The sequence below is a fragment of the Sphingomonas sp. PP-CE-1G-424 genome, assembly GCF_004341085.1.
Classification (GTDB): Bacteria; Pseudomonadota; Alphaproteobacteria; order Sphingomonadales; family Sphingomonadaceae; genus Sphingomonas.
This window is the reverse complement of sequence record NZ_SLXW01000001.1, coordinates 160986-176378: the sequence shown is the minus strand read 5'-3', so window position 1 is coordinate 176378 and position 15393 is coordinate 160986. Positions and strand designations below refer to the sequence as shown.

The following is a 15393-nucleotide window of genomic DNA, read 5'->3' as shown; positions in this document are numbered from 1 at the left end:
CATACTGGCAGGCTTCCGGGTATGATCGCCAAGACCTGAGCATATGGGTCCCCGCCTCCGCGGGGATGACGAGGACGCTCTACGACGGATCGATCCACAGGCGTCGAATTTCGATCCTCCCCCGCCAGGGGGAGGTGGCTGGCGCTTGCCAGACGGAGGGGGAGGACAGGGAAACCTCTGTTCCGTGTCCTCCCCCTCCGACACCTTTGGTGCCACCCCCCCTGGCGGGGGAGCATGCAGGATCAGCCGTCGACGCGTTCCAGGACCGGACCGAGCGCTGCTTCGACGGCGGCGATGCGCGTCGCGGCTTCGAGGACGACGCCGCCGCGATCCCAGTGGATATGCGCGTCGCCGATCGCCAGCGCCGCATCCGCGTGGACGGTCAACGCGAGATGGCGGCGGTCGCCGTTCTGGCGGATCGCCACGAGGCGTTCGATCTCGGGGACCAGATCGGGTGCGACGGCGACGCCGATCTCCTGCCCGCGGGCGACCTGTTGCAGCGCGCGGCCGATCGCCGCGTCGATCGCGCCGCCGGGATATTCGACGAGCGCGCGACCGGCGAGCAGTTCCGCGGCGACGATCGCGACCGACGCCGCCTCGCGTGCGGCCTCCTGTGCCACGCTTTCGAGCTCCGCCTCGACCGTTTCGATTGCCGCATGAAGCGCGTCGACCGCGGCGAGCAGCGCGGTATCGCGATCGGATTGCGCCTGGGCGAGCCCTGCGTCGAACCCGTCCGCGCGGGCGACCGCGACGTGGCGGTCGCAATCGGCACGGGCGAGCGCGAGTTCGGCCTCCAGCGTGGCGATCATCAGCTGGAGATCCTCGGTTTCCGCATGCGCGGTACGGAGCGGAACGGCGGTTTCGAACACGCGATCGAACGCGAACGGGCGGATGTGGAAGGCTGCGTCCATGGTCTCAGACGATCATCGCATCGTTGCTCTTCGGATCGACCAGCAGGATATCGCCGCTGTCGGCCAGCTGCTTGGCGAGCCGGACGAGCGCGGTCTGCGCCTCCTCGCAATCGCGCGCGCGGACCGGGCCCATCGCGGCCATGTCCTCGCGCATCAGCTTGGCCGAGCGCTCGGTCATCGTGCCGAGGAACAGGCGGCGGATTTCGTCGGTGGCCCCCTTGAGCGCCAGCGCCATCTGTCGCTTGTCGGCCTGACGGACGATCACCGCGGCAGCCTGCGGAACCAGTCCGCCGAGATCCTCGAACGTGAACATCAGCGCGCGGATCCGCTCGGCGGACTCGGGCGCGTGTTCGTCGAGCGCGTACAGCATCGCCTCTTCGGTCGACCGGTCCATCGCGTTGAACACCTCGGCCATCGCCTCGTGCGGATCGTGGCGCTGCGCGCGCGACAGGTTGTTCATGAACTCGCTGCGCAGCGTCTGCTCGACCTGGAGCAGCACGTCCTTCTGGACGGTCTCCATCCGCAACATCCGCTGGATGACCTCGGTGGCGATGTCCTGCGGCAATTGCGCGAGCACGCCGGCGGCGTTTTCGGGCTTCAGCTTCGACAGGATGACCGCGACGGTCTGCGGATACTCGTTCTTGAGATAGCGCGCGAGCACCGACTCGCTGACGTTCGACAGCTTGTCCCACATCGTCCGGCCGGCGGGACCACGGATGTCCTCCATGATCTCGCGGACGCGGTCGGTCGGCAAGACGCCGTCGAGCAGCCGTTCGGCGGTCTCGTACGAGCCGTGCAGCGCGTTCATGCTGGTAACTTCGCCGGTGAAGCTGACGAGCAGATGCTCGGCGACATGCGACGGCACGCGACCGAGCTGGGCGATCGCCGACGACAGGTCCTTGACCTCCTCGACCGACAATTGATCCCAGATCGGTGCGCCATGCTCCTTGCCGAGAGTCAGCATCAGCGCGGCGGCGCGCTCGATGCCGGAATAGCGCTTGAGTTCGGGCGGTTCGGCCAGCGTCATGGTCCGCGTGTGCTCCAAAAGATCGCGTCGGGAACCGGCCCGTACGCTTCCCCCCTATTATAGGAGAGAGCGATCGATCCGGACGGCGCTCGAAGAGGAAGACATGAGCAATTTCTCGAATGGCCTGATCGGTCTCAGCGTGTTGACGGGCAGCGATGCCTTCACGGCCTTTGCCGCGTCCAACGCGGCGACGCCGATCGAAACCAAGGCGCAGCGCAAGGCGAAGGCGGCGTTCACCACGCCCGTCACGACGCCGCCCTGGAAGCAGAAGGCCTCGACGCTCAGCGACTCGTCGCAGGTGTCGCTGATCAAGAGCATGAAGACGATCATCGACAAGGCGAGCAGCAGCAGCGCCACCGTGCCCGGCGACGTGCAGACGACCTTCGTCGCGTACAAGGCGCTCGATCGCCTGCGCCTGCTCGCCGAAAGCGCGGCCAAGGACACCACCGCGTCGAGCGAACGCACCAATTTGGAAAAGGCGTTCGCCAAGGGGTTGGCCGATCTCAAGACCTATCTGGGATCGGCGCCGTCGGACAAGATGGACCTGTCGTTCGGCAGCCTCGCACGGCAGGCGCAGACCGTCGGCGTCAAGGCGGCATCATCGCTGAGCACCGCGACGATCGTCGGCACGGGCGTCAACGACACGCGCACTGCGCCGCTGGCGGGAATGACCGGCAAGGAAATCCTGCGTATCGACCTGTCGCAGCCGGGCGTCTCGGACAGCGTCACGGTCGATCTGTCGGGGACGCCGCAGCCGCCGACGCTCGACAGCGTGGCCGATGCGATCAATGCGAAGATCGCCGCGGTGCCAAAGCGCGATGCGAGCGGCAATGCGGTGCTCGACGACACCGGCAACCCGGTGCCGCGCTGGCCCTCGGTCAAGTTCGTCCCCGCCAAGACCGGCGAGAAATGGACGCTGTCGCTCGAGCGTGCCGGCTTCGAGACGGTGTCGATCGACCAGGTCGGCGCGAGCGATGCGCTGATGGTCGCGAGCGGCGTCACCGAACCCGATACCCCGACGAATACGCGGATATCGCGGTTCGACGATCTGACGACTGACCCGACGCGCAAGACGCTCGGCACGATCAGCGCGGTCGATCGGGCGGCGACCGCGCGGCAGGAGGTCGTCGCCTCGACCGATACGACCGGCAAGGCGAAGGCGACGACGATCTCTGCGGCGGCCATTGCACAGGCGATCGCGACCGACGCGAACGGGTTCAGTTATGTCGTCGGCACGACCGCGGGCGATATCGGTGGCAATCTGTCGCACGGTGCCGACGATCTGTTCCTGACCAAGGTCGACAGCGAAGGCAGCGTCGTCTGGCAACGCAATCTGGGCGCGGCCGGCTCGGCGCAGGGCGCGGCGGTGACGATCGCGCCCGATGGCGGGATCGTCGTGGCGGGGACCGTGACGGGCGGGTTCGACGGCGCCAACAGCGACGGCGACATGATGGTCGCACGCTATGACGCGTCGGGCGGCGAGACGTTCTCGACTCTGGTCCGCTCGCTCGGCGCGCAATCCGCGACGGCTGTGGCAGTCGGCGCGGATGGTTCGATCTATGTCGGCGGCCAGACCGAGGCGAACGGCGGCGATGCGTATCTCGCGCGGCTGGACGCGACCGGTACGCTGAAGGAGACCCGCACGATCGGTGGTGCCGGCGTGGACACGGTCAAGGCGCTGGCGATCTCGGGCGACGGACAGGTGCTCGCGCTGACCAGCGAAAGCGGTCAGGCGACCCTCCACAAGCTCGATGCCGGATCGCTGGCGACGGATATCGCAACGCTCGGCCTGGGCAGGGCGGATGCGCGCGCTATCGCAGTGGCGGCGGACGGCACGATCGCGGTCGGTGGCGCGACTGACGCCGCGCTGTCGGGCACGCAGGCGAACGCCGGCGGGGCGGGGCGAGATGGCTTCGTCGCGCGGATCGATGCCGGTTTGTCGGGCGCAGCGATCACCTATGTCGCGACGGCTGGCGAGGACCAGGTCGACAGCGTCGCGTTCCTCGGCGGGGAAATCTATGCGGGCGGTCGCACCAATGGGACGCTGGGTACGGCCAAGACCGGGACCACCGACGGCTTCGTCGCGCGGATCGACGCATCGACCGGGGCGATCGGGACGACCAGCCAGTTCGGCGTGATCGGCGCGAAGACCGAGTCGGTGCGGCTGTCGGCGATCGCCGGCGGCGACAGCGTGCTCGGCGCGATCGGCTTGCACCGGGGCACGTTGACGCCGAGCGATTCGGTGACGCTCGAAGCACAGACCAGCCTGCGCGCCGGGGACGAGTTCTCCGTGCGGATCAACGGCGGTGCACTGCGCAAGATCGTGATCGGCGACGACGATACGCTGTCTACGCTCGCCGACCGGGTCCGGCAGCTCGTCGGGACGAAGGTCGCGAGCGTCACCACGCCGCTGAAAGGCGTGGGTCGCAATCTTCGCATCGACCTGAAGCCCGGCAACGAGATCGAATTCGTCGCAGGGTCGGCGGGCAAGGATGCGCTCGCCAAGCTCGGTCTCGACGCGCGGCGGATTTCGAGCCCGGCGTCGGTTCCCGACGATGCACCGAAAGTCAGGCCCGGCGGTGCGTTCGCGCTGGGACTGAACGAGGCGCTCCGGCTCGATACGAAGACCGAGGCCGCCAACGCGCTGTCCCGGATCACGCAGGCGATCTCGTTCGCACAGTCCGCGTATCGATCGCTCTATTGGGATGATACCAAGGCGTTGCTCGCAGACACCGGCGTGTCGAACGGACGCAAGCCGGGCTCGACCGCGATCGAGCAGGCGCAACTCGGCAATTATCAGGCCGCGCTGACCCGGTTGTCGGGCGGTTCGTCAAGCTACACGGGATTCTAGACATGGCCGTTCCCTCGATCCTCGCCGGCATCACGCGCGAGATGAAGCATCTCGCGGACCGGCAGCGCGTCATCGCGCAGAACATCGCCAATTCGGAAACGCCGGGCTTCAAGGCGCGCGACGTCGCGGCGCCCGATTTCTCCGAACTGCTCGCGCAGCAGACCGGCGGGCGCAGCGGCAGCCCGAGCATCGCGCGGCCGCGCGTGATGCTGACCGGGGCGATGAGCGCGCTGGGTGCGCGCGCGCCTCGAGGTGGCGGGGGGATCCAGCTCGATCACGACGTCAGCGAAACCAAGCCCGACGGCAACAACGTGACGGTCGAGGATCAACTGCTGAAGATGGGGCAGATCCAGGCCGACTTCACCGCGATGACCAATCTCTATCGCAAGCAGCAATCGCTGCTAAAGACCGCACTGGGGCGTAGCGGCGGCTGAACGGCGAGATTAGTCTGGAGCCATGGGGCTTGCTGAATTTCGTCATGCCGGACTGATTCCGACATCTACGTTGCAGCGGAATCGATAGATTGGGGTCCGGGAAATGGTGGTCGCAGCGATCAGCCGGTGCTGATCCGTTTGAAGCAAGGACGGGATTGCGTTCGACTGTCAGTCCGCCCCCCTTGTTCTCCCGCGAAGGCGGGAGCCCAGTCTGGGTCCCCGCCTTCGCGGGGAAACACTCTGCCGTTTGTTCGACGGGTTAGCCCCGATCCGTCCTAGACGTGATACGCCGCGATCACCGCGACGGCGTCGGCAGGGGCGAGCGTGTCGAGCGCGACCGAGTCCGCCGGATCGAGGCCGTGCACGGTCATCGCACCCCGCGGGTCCAGCGAGACCGCCATCAGGCGGTGGCCTTCGCCCGATTTGACGAGCGCGATCCCGCCGGCCTGCGGATAGCGGTCCGGATCGACGATCACCGTCGCGTGCCCGGGCAGTCCGCTGCCGAGCGGGGCGCGGCCGACGCGGAGGCCGAACGCGCGCGGCCCGGCGAAACTGGGCAACTCGACGGTTGCGCCGGTCGGCTGCATCGCGATCGCGCCGTCGGCCAGCGGCACGCCGTAGACCGTCGCGAGCCGGACCGAGGCGCCGACCGTCTGACCAGATGGCAACGCACTCCGGACGCTGGCCGGCGTGACGGGCGCGGAAATGCGTTCGGCGTGGGCAAGCTCCTGACGCAGCGCGGCGATGCGTTGGCGGGTTCGCGCCCTGCGATCCTCAGGGCCGCCGATTTCGTGCAGGAACTGGTCGAGCGCACCACAGGCGTGCATCTGGTCGAGATGCGCGCGCAACGCGGTCTCGTCCGCGACGTGGAAGAAGCGGCACAGCGAAGCAACCGTCGGTGCGCCCCAGCGAAGCAGGCCCTTCTGCGCGTTTTCGAGCCGCGACAGGATGACCGGCGCGATCCCGAAATCGGAATCGATCACTGCGGGCGATAGCGTCGGGTCGCCGGCGCGCGTGGCGCGGATCGCCGCGGCCAGCGCGACCGCGGTCTCCGCCTCGCGCTGATCGTCGAGCACTGCCGTATCAGCGAACGGGGCAAACCAGGTTTCGAGGTCGAACTGCGGCGATTGCACGTCGATCAGCAGATCTTCGGGCTCGACGTCCAGCGTTCCCGCGATCCGGACGAGTTCGATCGCGCGCGGGAAAACCTCGCCACGCTCGATCTTCGACAGGCGGATATACGGGATTTCGGGGATCGACCCGGCAAAGGCGAGGAGCTTGGGATGGCCGCGCTTCAGGCGATGTTCGCGAACGCGGTTGGGGAACACGACCGAACGATAGCGGTCGGCGACGATAACGCCGCCGCCGGTTCCGCCATTCGCCAAGACGTCGGCAGCCAACGGCCTCGAATGGCCCTTACGCGGCCGATCCTGCCGAGTGAGGACGGTCACTCACGCTGCTCCACTGTTCAATTCCCCTATACGTCATCTTCCTATCAAGAATTACGGATCGATGACAACGGGAACGCAGCGGTATAGGATGTATCAAAGCGGGATATCGGACCGGTCGAGTGCCGGATCAGTTGAGTGGGGCGTAAAGACGGTCGGCGGCCATCAGCGTCCAGATGCTGTCGGGTGCTGGCGGAATGATGGCGACGGCCGTACCGCGGCGATCCGCGGCGGCGATCAGCGCGCTTGAGTCGCGCGGTGGCCGCCCCGTCATCAGGACCACGCCCGTTCCGTCGGTGACGATACAGGAGAAGGCGGCGCCGTGGCGTGCCGTCCGGATCGCGGCCAGTCGAGCGAACAATACGATGGAGGCGCGCTCGAGCGTGGCCACGGCGGGACCCAGAAGATGATCCGGGCGAGCGCAGCGCGGATCGCGGTAGGGGGCGAGGGTCTCGTCCCACAATGTGAGGACAAGCGCGCCCTCGCTGGTGTGGGCCGGTAATGCCAGCGTCAACAGGACCGCACCCTGGCACTGCATCAATCCCGATCCGATCAACGCAATATCGCGGGCGGCACGGATCAGGCGTTCGTCGATGTCGGATGGACTGTCGGTGGCCAGCAAATCCGTCATATCGTGCACCGGCATCTAAACCTCCCGTAAACCTTGTTCTATTTTAGGAGGGTTTAGGATGCCTGTGGCGCGGACGACACAAACTATCTTGGGCATGCCGAAAAAGCGTGGCCGGCGCGCTGTCGCCGGCCAGCGTCAGATCACAGCGCGACCGATCCGATAGATTCGCGGCGGGGGCGTGCTGGAACGGGCGTCGACAGTGCTGCGGCGAACCGTGGCGTGCGATCCGCCATTTCGGCGATCGCCGCGGTGGCGCGCTTGGCGACCTGGCGAGTCCGCTCGCGGACCGCCTCGTCGTCGATCCGGGCGTCCTGCTCGGCATCCTCGGACAGGCGGCGTTCGATCGCCTCGCGGTGGAGCGCGATCTTGGCTTCCAGCGCGGCGAGGTCCGAAGGATCGATCGGATGGACGGACGAGCGCAGGCGCGGCCCGGCGATTTCGCGTGCACGCTCCGGAGTCGCCTTGCGGGCGCGACGTGCGAGCTGATCGGTGCCGACGTCGCGCAGGTGATCGACGTAATCCTCGATCAGCTTGGTCCGCGTGAGCGTCGCCATGTGCGCGGATGCGCCCGATTCGGTCAGCTCCACCGCATTTTCGTCCATGATCATCGTCTCGAGCGTCATGTCCTCGCCATCGGCGTTCGACATCACGGCATGGAGCGACACGGTCGCGGCCGAGACCTTCTTCGCCGAGGGGCGCTGATCGGTCATCAGGCGGAAGCGGAGGCCCTGGAGCTCGCCGCGGAGCTGCCAGTTCACGAAGGTCGTGAACTGCGCCTTGGTCGGGTCATAGCCCTGGATCGCACGGTGCACGCCGATCGCGCAGCACTGCTCGGCGTCCTCCCAATGCGAGACCAGCCCGTATTGGCGGATGAAGTGGCGGATGCGCGGGGCGATGAGCTTCAGGATCCCGGCAAAGGCGCGGTCGCCATACACGCGCTGGCGGTTGGTCATCGCTGCGCCATCGGCCGGTGTGTTTTCGATAACGATTGCGACGGCGGCCTCTAGCGCGGCGGTGATCTTCGACATTGGTAGTCCCCAAACCTCGGTCGCTACAGCGCTTCCGAACAATCTCCTTTTGGGGTCAATTAGTTAACATCCTGTATCTCCCATATAGGATGTAATTGGATTGTACGGAATCGTCAGCCGGAAATGTTTGCGAACTGTTGCGGGCGGATTTTGCGGTCCATGAAATCGAGCAGCCAGTTGCGGTGCGCGACCGTGGCGTCGCCGGTCGAGGCGATTCGACGGCTGCTGTCGCCGGCGCCGATCTGGGCATTGAGCAGCGTATGCGCGCGCGATTCGGACAGTCCGCCGTCGCGAACGAACCGCACCGCGTCGCCCAATCCGAGATGGTGGCCGAGATACGCCAGTCGCGCGGTTGCACCGACCTCGCCGTGCGCCGAAACGCCCGCGCGATCGAGTCCGTCGAGATTGCGTCGGGCGAAGTCGGCGATGCCGTTGATCGCCGCGGTCGGATCGTAGCGCAGTGACAGCACCGTCGCCCGCGCGCTTGCGAGCACCTTGCCGTTCTCGCCGAGCAAGCCATTGGCGCGCGCGAATCCGTTCAGCCAGGTTCCGCCGGTTTCGGCCATGCCTTCCCAGGTCCGGCTGAGAAATTGACCGAGGCCGGCGGCGCTCGATCGTGGATTGCGCGAATAGGTCTGCCAGGTTCCATCGCGCGCCTTGCCGGCTTCGGCGTCGACGATCGCGGCCAGTGCCGCTGCCGGAATACCGGTGCGCGCCGCGGCGGCCTGCAAGGTCGGCGCGTGCCGGGCATTGCGCCCGAGACCGTCCACGGCAGCCACCCCCGTATGCGGGGCCGAATCGATTGCAGGACGATGGAGAGCGGGCCCCAGGTCAGCCGTTGCAAAACGGGCGCGAACCTCCGCGGCTCCGGCAACCGGATCTGGCGTCGTCGCAGGAACCTTGGCTTCCGGCATCAGCAGCGCGATCAGCGAATCGAGCGAGGTCGGCGACGATGCGTCGCGTGCCGTCACCGAGGCGGAGTCGTCGCGCGATCCGTTCCCCGATCCGCCGAGCGCGGCCTGCCAGAGATGCTTCGCCATCTCGGCTTGTGCGGCACCATAAATGATCGCGGCCCGGCGATCGCGCGGGACGCTCGCCAGACCTGTCGGATCGATCACGGCGTGGGCATCTTGCTGGTCGGAGCGAGCCGGGCGTTCGCGACATGGGCCGCAAACTTGCGGCCGCGCCGTGACGCGCGACGCGCCGCGGTAAGGTCGTCGAGCATCGCCTGTTCGGCGGCGGCGAGGCTGCGGGCCTCGGCCTCGCGGTGCGCGCCGACGGCACCTTCGATCGCGGTGCGCGAGCCATAGACCTCGACCGCCTTGCGACGCAGCGACTCGAGATGCAGGTGCGCGGCGGCACGGTGCTCGGCGAGCTGGCGACGGTGGTCGCGGGCGCGGACGAAGTAGCGATCGGTGGTCAGGCGGGGTTCGCCGAACGCGACGAGACCTTCGCGGATCATCGCGTTTTCGACCGCGATATGCGCTTTTTCGATCCGCTCGAGCTCGTCGATCGCGAGGCCGATCGCGGCCCGGACCGCGTCGAGCTTGCGTTCGACGACGCGCAACGCGGTATCGTAAGGCGTCGTCATGCTGCCATCTCCAGCGTGGGTTCAGGGCGCGCGTCCGCCGTCGCTGCAGGCTCGACCGCCAGCAACTCGGCCAGGATCGCGAAGGTCTGTGCGGCGTTCGCCTGATCCTGCTTGCCCTGCGTCAGCAGTGCCTCGATCTGTGGCGCAAGGCGGATCGCCTCGTCGACTTCGGGGCTCGACCCAGGCTTGTACGCGCCGAGCCGGACCATCTCCTCCATGTCGCCATAGGTCGACAGGATGCGGCGCGCGGCCAAGCGGATGTCGTTCTCTTCGGGCGTGTGGCAGCGCGGCAAGGTGCGCGAGACCGATTTCAGCAGGTCGATCGCCGGATAGCGGCCGCGCTCGGCGATTTTCCGCGTGATCACGACATGGCCGTCGAGGATACCGCGCACCGCATCCGCCACCGGTTCGTTGTGATCGTCGCCATCGACGAGGACGGTGAACAACCCCGTGATCGTACCCTGACCGGGAAGACCCGGCCCCGCGCGTTCGAGCAACCGCGGCAGTTCGGCGAAGACGGTCGGGGTATAGCCCTTGGTCGCGGGCGGTTCGCCCGACGCCAGACCGATCTCACGCTGTGCCATCGCGAACCGCGTGACCGAATCCATCAGGCACAACACCTTGAGACCCTGGTCGCGGAAATGTTCGGCGATCGCGAGCGTCGTCCAGGCGGCCTGACGACGCATCAGCGCGGGCTCGTCGGAGGTCGCGACGACCACCACGCTGCGCGCGAGACCGGCGGCGCCGAGATCGTCCTCGACGAATTCCTGGACCTCGCGGCCGCGCTCGCCGATCAGCCCGATCACCGCGACGTCGCAGTCGGTCCAGCGTGCCAGCATCGACAGCAGCACCGACTTGCCGACGCCCGACCCGGCGAACAGCCCGAGCCGCTGACCTTCGCAGAGCGGCGCGAAGACATCGAGCGCACGGACACCGGTCTCGACCTTGGCGCCGACGCGCGCACGCCCGGCGGCGGGCGGGGGCGTCGCGCGGATCGGACGCGGTACCAGCCCGGTGGGCAACCCACCCTTGCCGTCGACCGGGCGACCGAGGCCATCGACCATCCGGCCGAGCCACGCGGCGCAGGGGCGGATCGCGAACTCACCTGCGGCGACGACCGCGCGGGCGCCGGCCGCGACACCCTGCGGGTCGCCGAACGGCAGGCACAAGGCGCGGCCATTTTCGAGACCGGTGACTTCGGCGTCGATCGTGCCGGTGCGGATGGCGATGCGGATCCGCGAGCCGATCTGTGCGGCGTTGCCAAGCCCGTCGACTTCGATCAGCGCTCCGCGTGCGGCCACGACAGTGCCGTAGCGCTCGTCGAACGGCATCTCCGCCAGGGTGGCGGTCGCCGCCGCGAGGACCTGCATCGTTCGCATTTCAGGCGGCGCGGCCGGCGAGGCGATCGAACGCCGCGGTCTCATAGTCGATCAGCCGGCGGCAGATGCCGAGCGCGCGATAATATTCGGCGGTGGCGACGCAGTGCGCGAATTCGAGGCACAGCATGCGCGCCGCGGCGGTTTCGAACGCCGACAGCAGCTCGCCGAGCAGCACGACGATGCGATCCTGATGCGCGTCGCGTGCCGTATCGTCGATATAGGCCATCATACAGGCGAGGTAGAGCCGCCGGGCGGGCGTGGTCGCCTCGTCCGGCGCCATGATCTCGCGACCGCGGAGCAGCGCGACCTGGTTCTCGACGATCAGCTCCACGCGACCGTTGGCGCGCAGCACCGCGCCGTTGACGATCATCTTTTCTCCGTCCCGCAAGGTTATCCGCAACGTCATCCAACCACCCTTCATGTGTCTGGATCGTTATAGGATGGATTAACGAAGTGCGGTCGCGACCCGGCAAGATTTGCCGCCTTGTGAGCCAGGGGCACGTCCCCGCGATGCTGCGTCGCCGGCATCTTCACGACCGGCATCTTTACGAAACCCGCGCGCTGCCGACCGGCGATGCGTGGACGCCCCTATAAAGTGACGAGAAGGGGCGCGTATCCGCCCACCCTGTCGTCGATGTCCGCTTGGAGACGTATTCGCATGAGCCTGTATTCAGCCCTGTTTTCCGGCGTGTCCGGCCTGTCCGCCGAAGCCAGCGCGATGGCCGCGGTCGCGGACAACATCACCAACGTGAACACGGTCGGCTACAAGGCCGTCGAAACCCAGTTCAGCACGCTCGTCGGCGACGGCCGCGCCTCGAACAGCTACACGGCGGGCGGCGTGACCGCGCAGCCCAAGGCACTGATCTCGAACCAGGGCCTGTTGCAGGCGTCGAGCAACTCGACCGATCTCGGCATCGAGGGGCAGGGCTTCTTCATCACGCGGTCGAGCAGCGACGCGAACAGCGGCGTGTCGCTGACCCGGTCGGGCTCGTTCTCGCCGGACAAGGACGGTTTCCTCAAGAACACGTCGGGTCAGTATCTGCAGGGCTGGCGGCTCGATACGAAGGGTGCCTACGTCAACACGGGCAGCGTCAATGCGCTCGAACCGATCCGCGTCAGCGACCTGACCGGCACCGCAGCCGCGACCAGCAAGATCCAGATGCGGGCGAATTTCCAGTCGACCACGGCAGCCTATACGGGCGCCTATACCGCGGGCGACATGGCGAACGGCACGGTGGCGTCGCCGAGCTTCTCGCGATCGGTCGACGTCTACGACCAGCAGGGCGGCGCTCACCGTGTCGCGCTGAGTGCGATCAAGACCGGCCCGAACAGCTGGAAGGCCGAAATCTACGCGCAGCCCGCAACCGACGTGACCGCGGCGAACGGCCTGCTCGCCAGCGGCGACATCAAGTTCAACGCCGACGGCAGCCTCGACCGGGCGAACAGTTCGCCGGCGCTGTTTTCTTCGGTCACGCCGACCTGGACGAACGCGGCGGGCGCCGATCCGATCGCGCTGTCGCTGGGCACCGACGGCAAGGTCGACGGGCTGACCCAGTTCGGCACCGAGTCTTCGCTGGTATCCTCGTCGGTCGATGGCGGCATCCTCGGCAACGTGGCGTCGGTGTCGGTGTCGAACCAGGGTGTCGTCAGCGCGACCTTCGACGACGGCCGCACGCGGGCGATCTTCCAGCTGCCGGTCGCGACGGTGCCCAATCCGAACGGCCTGACGCGCATCAGCGGCAACGGCTATAGCGCCTCCAGCGTGTCGGGTGCCTATGCGATCAACGCACCGGGATCGCTCGGCGCGGGCAACATCAAGGGCTTCGCGCTGGAGGCCTCGACCGCCGACCTGGCGCAGGAGTTCACCAACATGATCCGCTTCCAGCGTGCCTACAGCGCGTCGTCGAAGATCATCACGACGGTCGACGACATGCTCCAGGAAGCAAGCAACCTGAAGCGATAAGCCCGACTAGCACCCGGCTCAACAAAGGTACTGCGCGTGTCGCTCAGCGAAATCCTGTCCTCCGCCCTGTCCGGCCTGAACGCCACGCAGGCGGCCATGCGGACGGTGTCCAACAACATCGCAAACGTGAACACCGCGGGATACGCACGCGAAAAGGTGTCGCTGACGACCAGCGTCACCGCGGGCCGGGTCACGGGCGTCGTGGTCGGCGAACCGAGCCGCGTCGCCGACAAGTATCTGGAGACCACCGTCTACGCGCGATCGGGCGATGCCGGTCGCGCCGAGGTGGTCTCGACCTATCTCGATCGGTTGCAGTCGGTGCTGGGGGCGTCGGACTCGGATTCGGGCATCTCGGCGCGGCTGAATGCGGTCGCATCGGCGGCGACCGCGATGACCGGCAGCGCGGGCGGTCCGCAGACCAGCGCGGCGTTCGTCGGATCGGTCGCCGATGCGGTCGGCACGATCCAGCAGCTCGGCACGGACGTGTCGGCGATCCGGTCGGACGTCGAAGGCGAAGTCGGCTATTCGGTCGACCGCGCCAACACGCTGTTGCGCAATATCTACGACTTGAACGATTCGGTCGCGCGGCTCGAGGGGCTGGGGCGGAGTTCGGCCGGCGTCGCCGACCAACGGACCAGCGCGATCCAGGAATTGAGCGGACTCATCGGCGTGAACGCGCGCGAACAGTCCGATGGCCGCGTGACGATCGAGACGACCACCGGCGTCCAGCTGGTCGACCGGCGGCTGCGTCAATTGTCCTATGCGGACAGTGGTGCCGGATCCTCGCAGCCGATCTATGCGCCGATCGAAGTGCGGTTTGCCGCAGCCGACGGCTCGCCCGGCGCCACGACCGGCGAGAAGATCGACAGCCCGTCGATCGGCGGCAAGCTCGGTGGCCTGCTCGACCTGCGCGATCATCAGCTTCCGGGGTTTTCGGATCAGGTCGCGGACGTGTTCGCGGGGATGGCGCAGGTACTCAACACCGCGTCGAACGCGGGCACCGCAGTGCCGCCGCCGGCGACGCTGGAGGGGCGCGCGACCGCGTTGACCGGCAGCGACCGGCTCGGCTTCACCGGCGCGGCGACGTTCGCGGTGACCAAGAGCGACGGTACGCTGGTGGCCAAGACCAAAATCGATTTCTCCGCACTCGGCGCGAACGCGACCGTCGACGACGCGGTCGCGGCGATCAATGCGGGCCTCGGCAGCGCGGGCACCGCGAGCTTCGTCGGCGGCAAGCTGACGATCGCAGCGAGCGCGAGCGGCAACGGCGTCGCGATCGGCCAGGATGCGACCAGCCCGAGCGCCCGCGCGGGGATCGGGTTCTCGCAATATTTTGGCCTGAACGATGTCGTTCGCAGCGACACGGCGATGCTCGCGCCGTCGGGCTTCAAGTCGGGCGACGCGCATGGTTTCGCCGCGGGCCAGTCGGCAGACCTCGCATTGCGCGATACGTCCGGGCGGGTGCTGGCGCGGTATACACTGGGCGCGACCGGCTCGACCTTCGGCGATCTCGTCACCAACCTGAATGCGAGCCCGCTGGCCGGCTATGGCAGTTTCGCGATGGACGATGCGGGGCGGATCCGGTTCTCGCCGACCGCGAGCAATGCGGGGGCTGCCTTGTCGGTGGTCTCGGATACGACCGATCGCGCGGGTACCGGCCGCAGCCTGTCCGAGATCACCGGGCTGGGCGGTGCGACCGCTAGCCTTGCTGGTGCCGAGGTGCGCCGCGATATCGTCGCCGATCCGAGCCGCCTTCCGCTCGCCCGTCTCCAGGACGTCGCGGTCGGCGCGAAGGCACTCGGCGCGGGCGATCGTCGGGGCGCGTCGGGGTTTGCCGATGCCACCGAAGCGGTCGTCGATCTCGGCAGGAACGGCGTGACGTCGGTGTCGCGGCTGACCGCGAGCGTGCTCGGCAATGCCGCCACCGCCGCGTCGCGCGCGCAGACGATGCAGACGACGACGACGACGCGCCGCGACGACGCGGTCGCCAGCCGCGACAATTTTTCGGGCGTCAGCATCGACGAGGAACTCGGCCAGATGGTCGTGCTCCAGAACAGCTATTCGGCGGCAGCCCGGGTGATGAGTACCGCCTCGGCGATGTACGACACGCTGCTGGCCATGGTGAGATAA

At 67.6% G+C, this 15393-nt stretch carries 13 protein-coding genes; 4 read left to right on the top strand and 9 right to left on the bottom strand.

Annotated elements, in window-relative coordinates:
• Positions 1–242: 242 nt before the first annotated feature.
• Both C8J43_RS00850 and C8J43_RS00845 read right to left on the bottom strand, forming a co-directional pair.
• Positions 243–911: a FliH/SctL family protein gene (locus tag C8J43_RS00850; RefSeq protein ID WP_133029373.1), complete on the bottom strand. Its 669-nt coding sequence runs from the start codon at positions 909–911 to the stop codon at positions 243–245.
• Between the two features lie 4 nt (positions 912–915).
• A complete protein-coding gene (locus C8J43_RS00845; protein WP_056055622.1) occupies positions 916–1938 on the bottom strand; it encodes a flagellar motor switch protein FliG in 1023 nt (340 codons plus the stop codon).
• 103 nt (positions 1939–2041) lie between these two features.
• Between C8J43_RS00845 and C8J43_RS00840 the strand changes: the two genes are divergently transcribed.
• Both C8J43_RS00840 and C8J43_RS00835 read left to right on the top strand, forming a co-directional pair.
• Complete coding sequence (locus C8J43_RS00840; protein ID WP_133029372.1) at positions 2042–4789, top strand: hypothetical protein; 2748 nt, start codon at positions 2042–2044, stop codon at positions 4787–4789.
• Positions 4790–4791: 2 nt separating this feature from the next.
• Positions 4792–5223 carry a flagellar basal body protein gene (locus C8J43_RS00835; RefSeq protein WP_133029371.1) on the top strand — a complete coding sequence of 144 codons (432 nt, stop codon included), beginning with the start codon at positions 4792–4794 and terminating at the stop codon, positions 5221–5223.
• 275 nt (positions 5224–5498) lie between these two features.
• On the opposite strand, the gene C8J43_RS00830 is transcribed toward C8J43_RS00835, so the two are convergent.
• The 7 genes from C8J43_RS00830 to C8J43_RS00800 all read right to left on the bottom strand — a co-directional run bounded on the left by C8J43_RS00830 (position 5499) and on the right by C8J43_RS00800 (position 11706).
• Entirely contained in the window at positions 5499–6674 is a 1176-nt protein-coding gene (locus tag C8J43_RS00830; RefSeq protein ID WP_133029370.1) for a helix-turn-helix transcriptional regulator, read from the bottom strand.
• 127 nt (positions 6675–6801) lie between these two features.
• Positions 6802–7317 carry a hypothetical protein gene (locus C8J43_RS00825; protein WP_133029369.1) on the bottom strand — a complete coding sequence of 172 codons (516 nt, stop codon included), beginning with the start codon at positions 7315–7317 and terminating at the stop codon, positions 6802–6804.
• A 125-nt stretch (positions 7318–7442) separates the two neighbouring features.
• Positions 7443–8330, bottom strand: coding sequence for an RNA polymerase subunit sigma-70 (locus tag C8J43_RS00820; RefSeq protein ID WP_056055638.1), 888 nt, complete (start codon positions 8328–8330; stop codon positions 7443–7445).
• 113 nt (positions 8331–8443) lie between these two features.
• Positions 8444–9448, bottom strand: a complete 1005-nt coding sequence (locus C8J43_RS00815) for a peptidoglycan-binding protein (protein WP_133029368.1) — start codon at positions 9446–9448, stop codon at positions 8444–8446.
• Positions 9445–9921 carry a hypothetical protein gene (locus C8J43_RS00810; RefSeq protein ID WP_133029367.1) on the bottom strand — a complete coding sequence of 159 codons (477 nt, stop codon included), beginning with the start codon at positions 9919–9921 and terminating at the stop codon, positions 9445–9447. The genes C8J43_RS00815 and C8J43_RS00810 overlap by 4 nt, the downstream gene beginning before the upstream one ends.
• Positions 9918–11291, bottom strand: coding sequence for a flagellar protein export ATPase FliI (gene fliI / locus C8J43_RS00805; protein ID WP_133029366.1), 1374 nt, complete (start codon positions 11289–11291; stop codon positions 9918–9920). Before fliI ends, C8J43_RS00810 begins: the two co-directional genes overlap by 4 nt.
• A gap of 10 nt (positions 11292–11301) precedes the next feature.
• On the bottom strand, positions 11302–11706 hold the full coding sequence (locus C8J43_RS00800; RefSeq protein WP_056056059.1) for a flagellar biosynthesis repressor FlbT: 405 nt from the start codon (positions 11704–11706) through the stop codon (positions 11302–11304).
• A gap of 252 nt (positions 11707–11958) precedes the next feature.
• Between C8J43_RS00800 and C8J43_RS00795 the strand changes: the two genes are divergently transcribed.
• Positions 11959–13263: a flagellar hook protein FlgE gene (locus tag C8J43_RS00795; RefSeq protein WP_133029365.1), complete on the top strand. Its 1305-nt coding sequence runs from the start codon at positions 11959–11961 to the stop codon at positions 13261–13263.
• Positions 13264–13299: 36 nt separating this feature from the next.
• A complete protein-coding gene (gene flgK, locus C8J43_RS00790; protein ID WP_056055647.1) occupies positions 13300–15393 on the top strand; it encodes a flagellar hook-associated protein FlgK in 2094 nt (697 codons plus the stop codon).

Bases quoted from the DNA above. Each gene is read 5' to 3' on its own strand.
- C8J43_RS00850 (WP_133029373.1), bottom strand. From the start codon at position 911: ATGGACGCAGCCTTCCACATCCGCCCGTTCGCGTTCGATCGCGTGTTC.
- C8J43_RS00845 (WP_056055622.1), bottom strand. From the start codon at position 1,938: ATGACGCTGGCCGAACCGCCCGAACTCAAGCGCTATTCCGGCATCGAG.
- C8J43_RS00840 (WP_133029372.1), top strand. From the start codon at position 2,042: ATGAGCAATTTCTCGAATGGCCTGATCGGTCTCAGCGTGTTGACGGGC.
- C8J43_RS00835 (WP_133029371.1), top strand. From the start codon at position 4,792: ATGGCCGTTCCCTCGATCCTCGCCGGCATCACGCGCGAGATGAAGCAT.
- C8J43_RS00825 (WP_133029369.1), bottom strand. From the start codon at position 7,317: ATGCCGGTGCACGATATGACGGATTTGCTGGCCACCGACAGTCCATCC.
- C8J43_RS00820 (WP_056055638.1), bottom strand. From the start codon at position 8,330: ATGTCGAAGATCACCGCCGCGCTAGAGGCCGCCGTCGCAATCGTTATC.
- C8J43_RS00810 (WP_133029367.1), bottom strand. From the start codon at position 9,921: ATGACGACGCCTTACGATACCGCGTTGCGCGTCGTCGAACGCAAGCTC.
- fliI (WP_133029366.1), bottom strand. From the start codon at position 11,291: ATGCAGGTCCTCGCGGCGGCGACCGCCACCCTGGCGGAGATGCCGTTC.
- C8J43_RS00800 (WP_056056059.1), bottom strand. From the start codon at position 11,706: ATGACGTTGCGGATAACCTTGCGGGACGGAGAAAAGATGATCGTCAAC.
- C8J43_RS00795 (WP_133029365.1), top strand. From the start codon at position 11,959: ATGAGCCTGTATTCAGCCCTGTTTTCCGGCGTGTCCGGCCTGTCCGCC.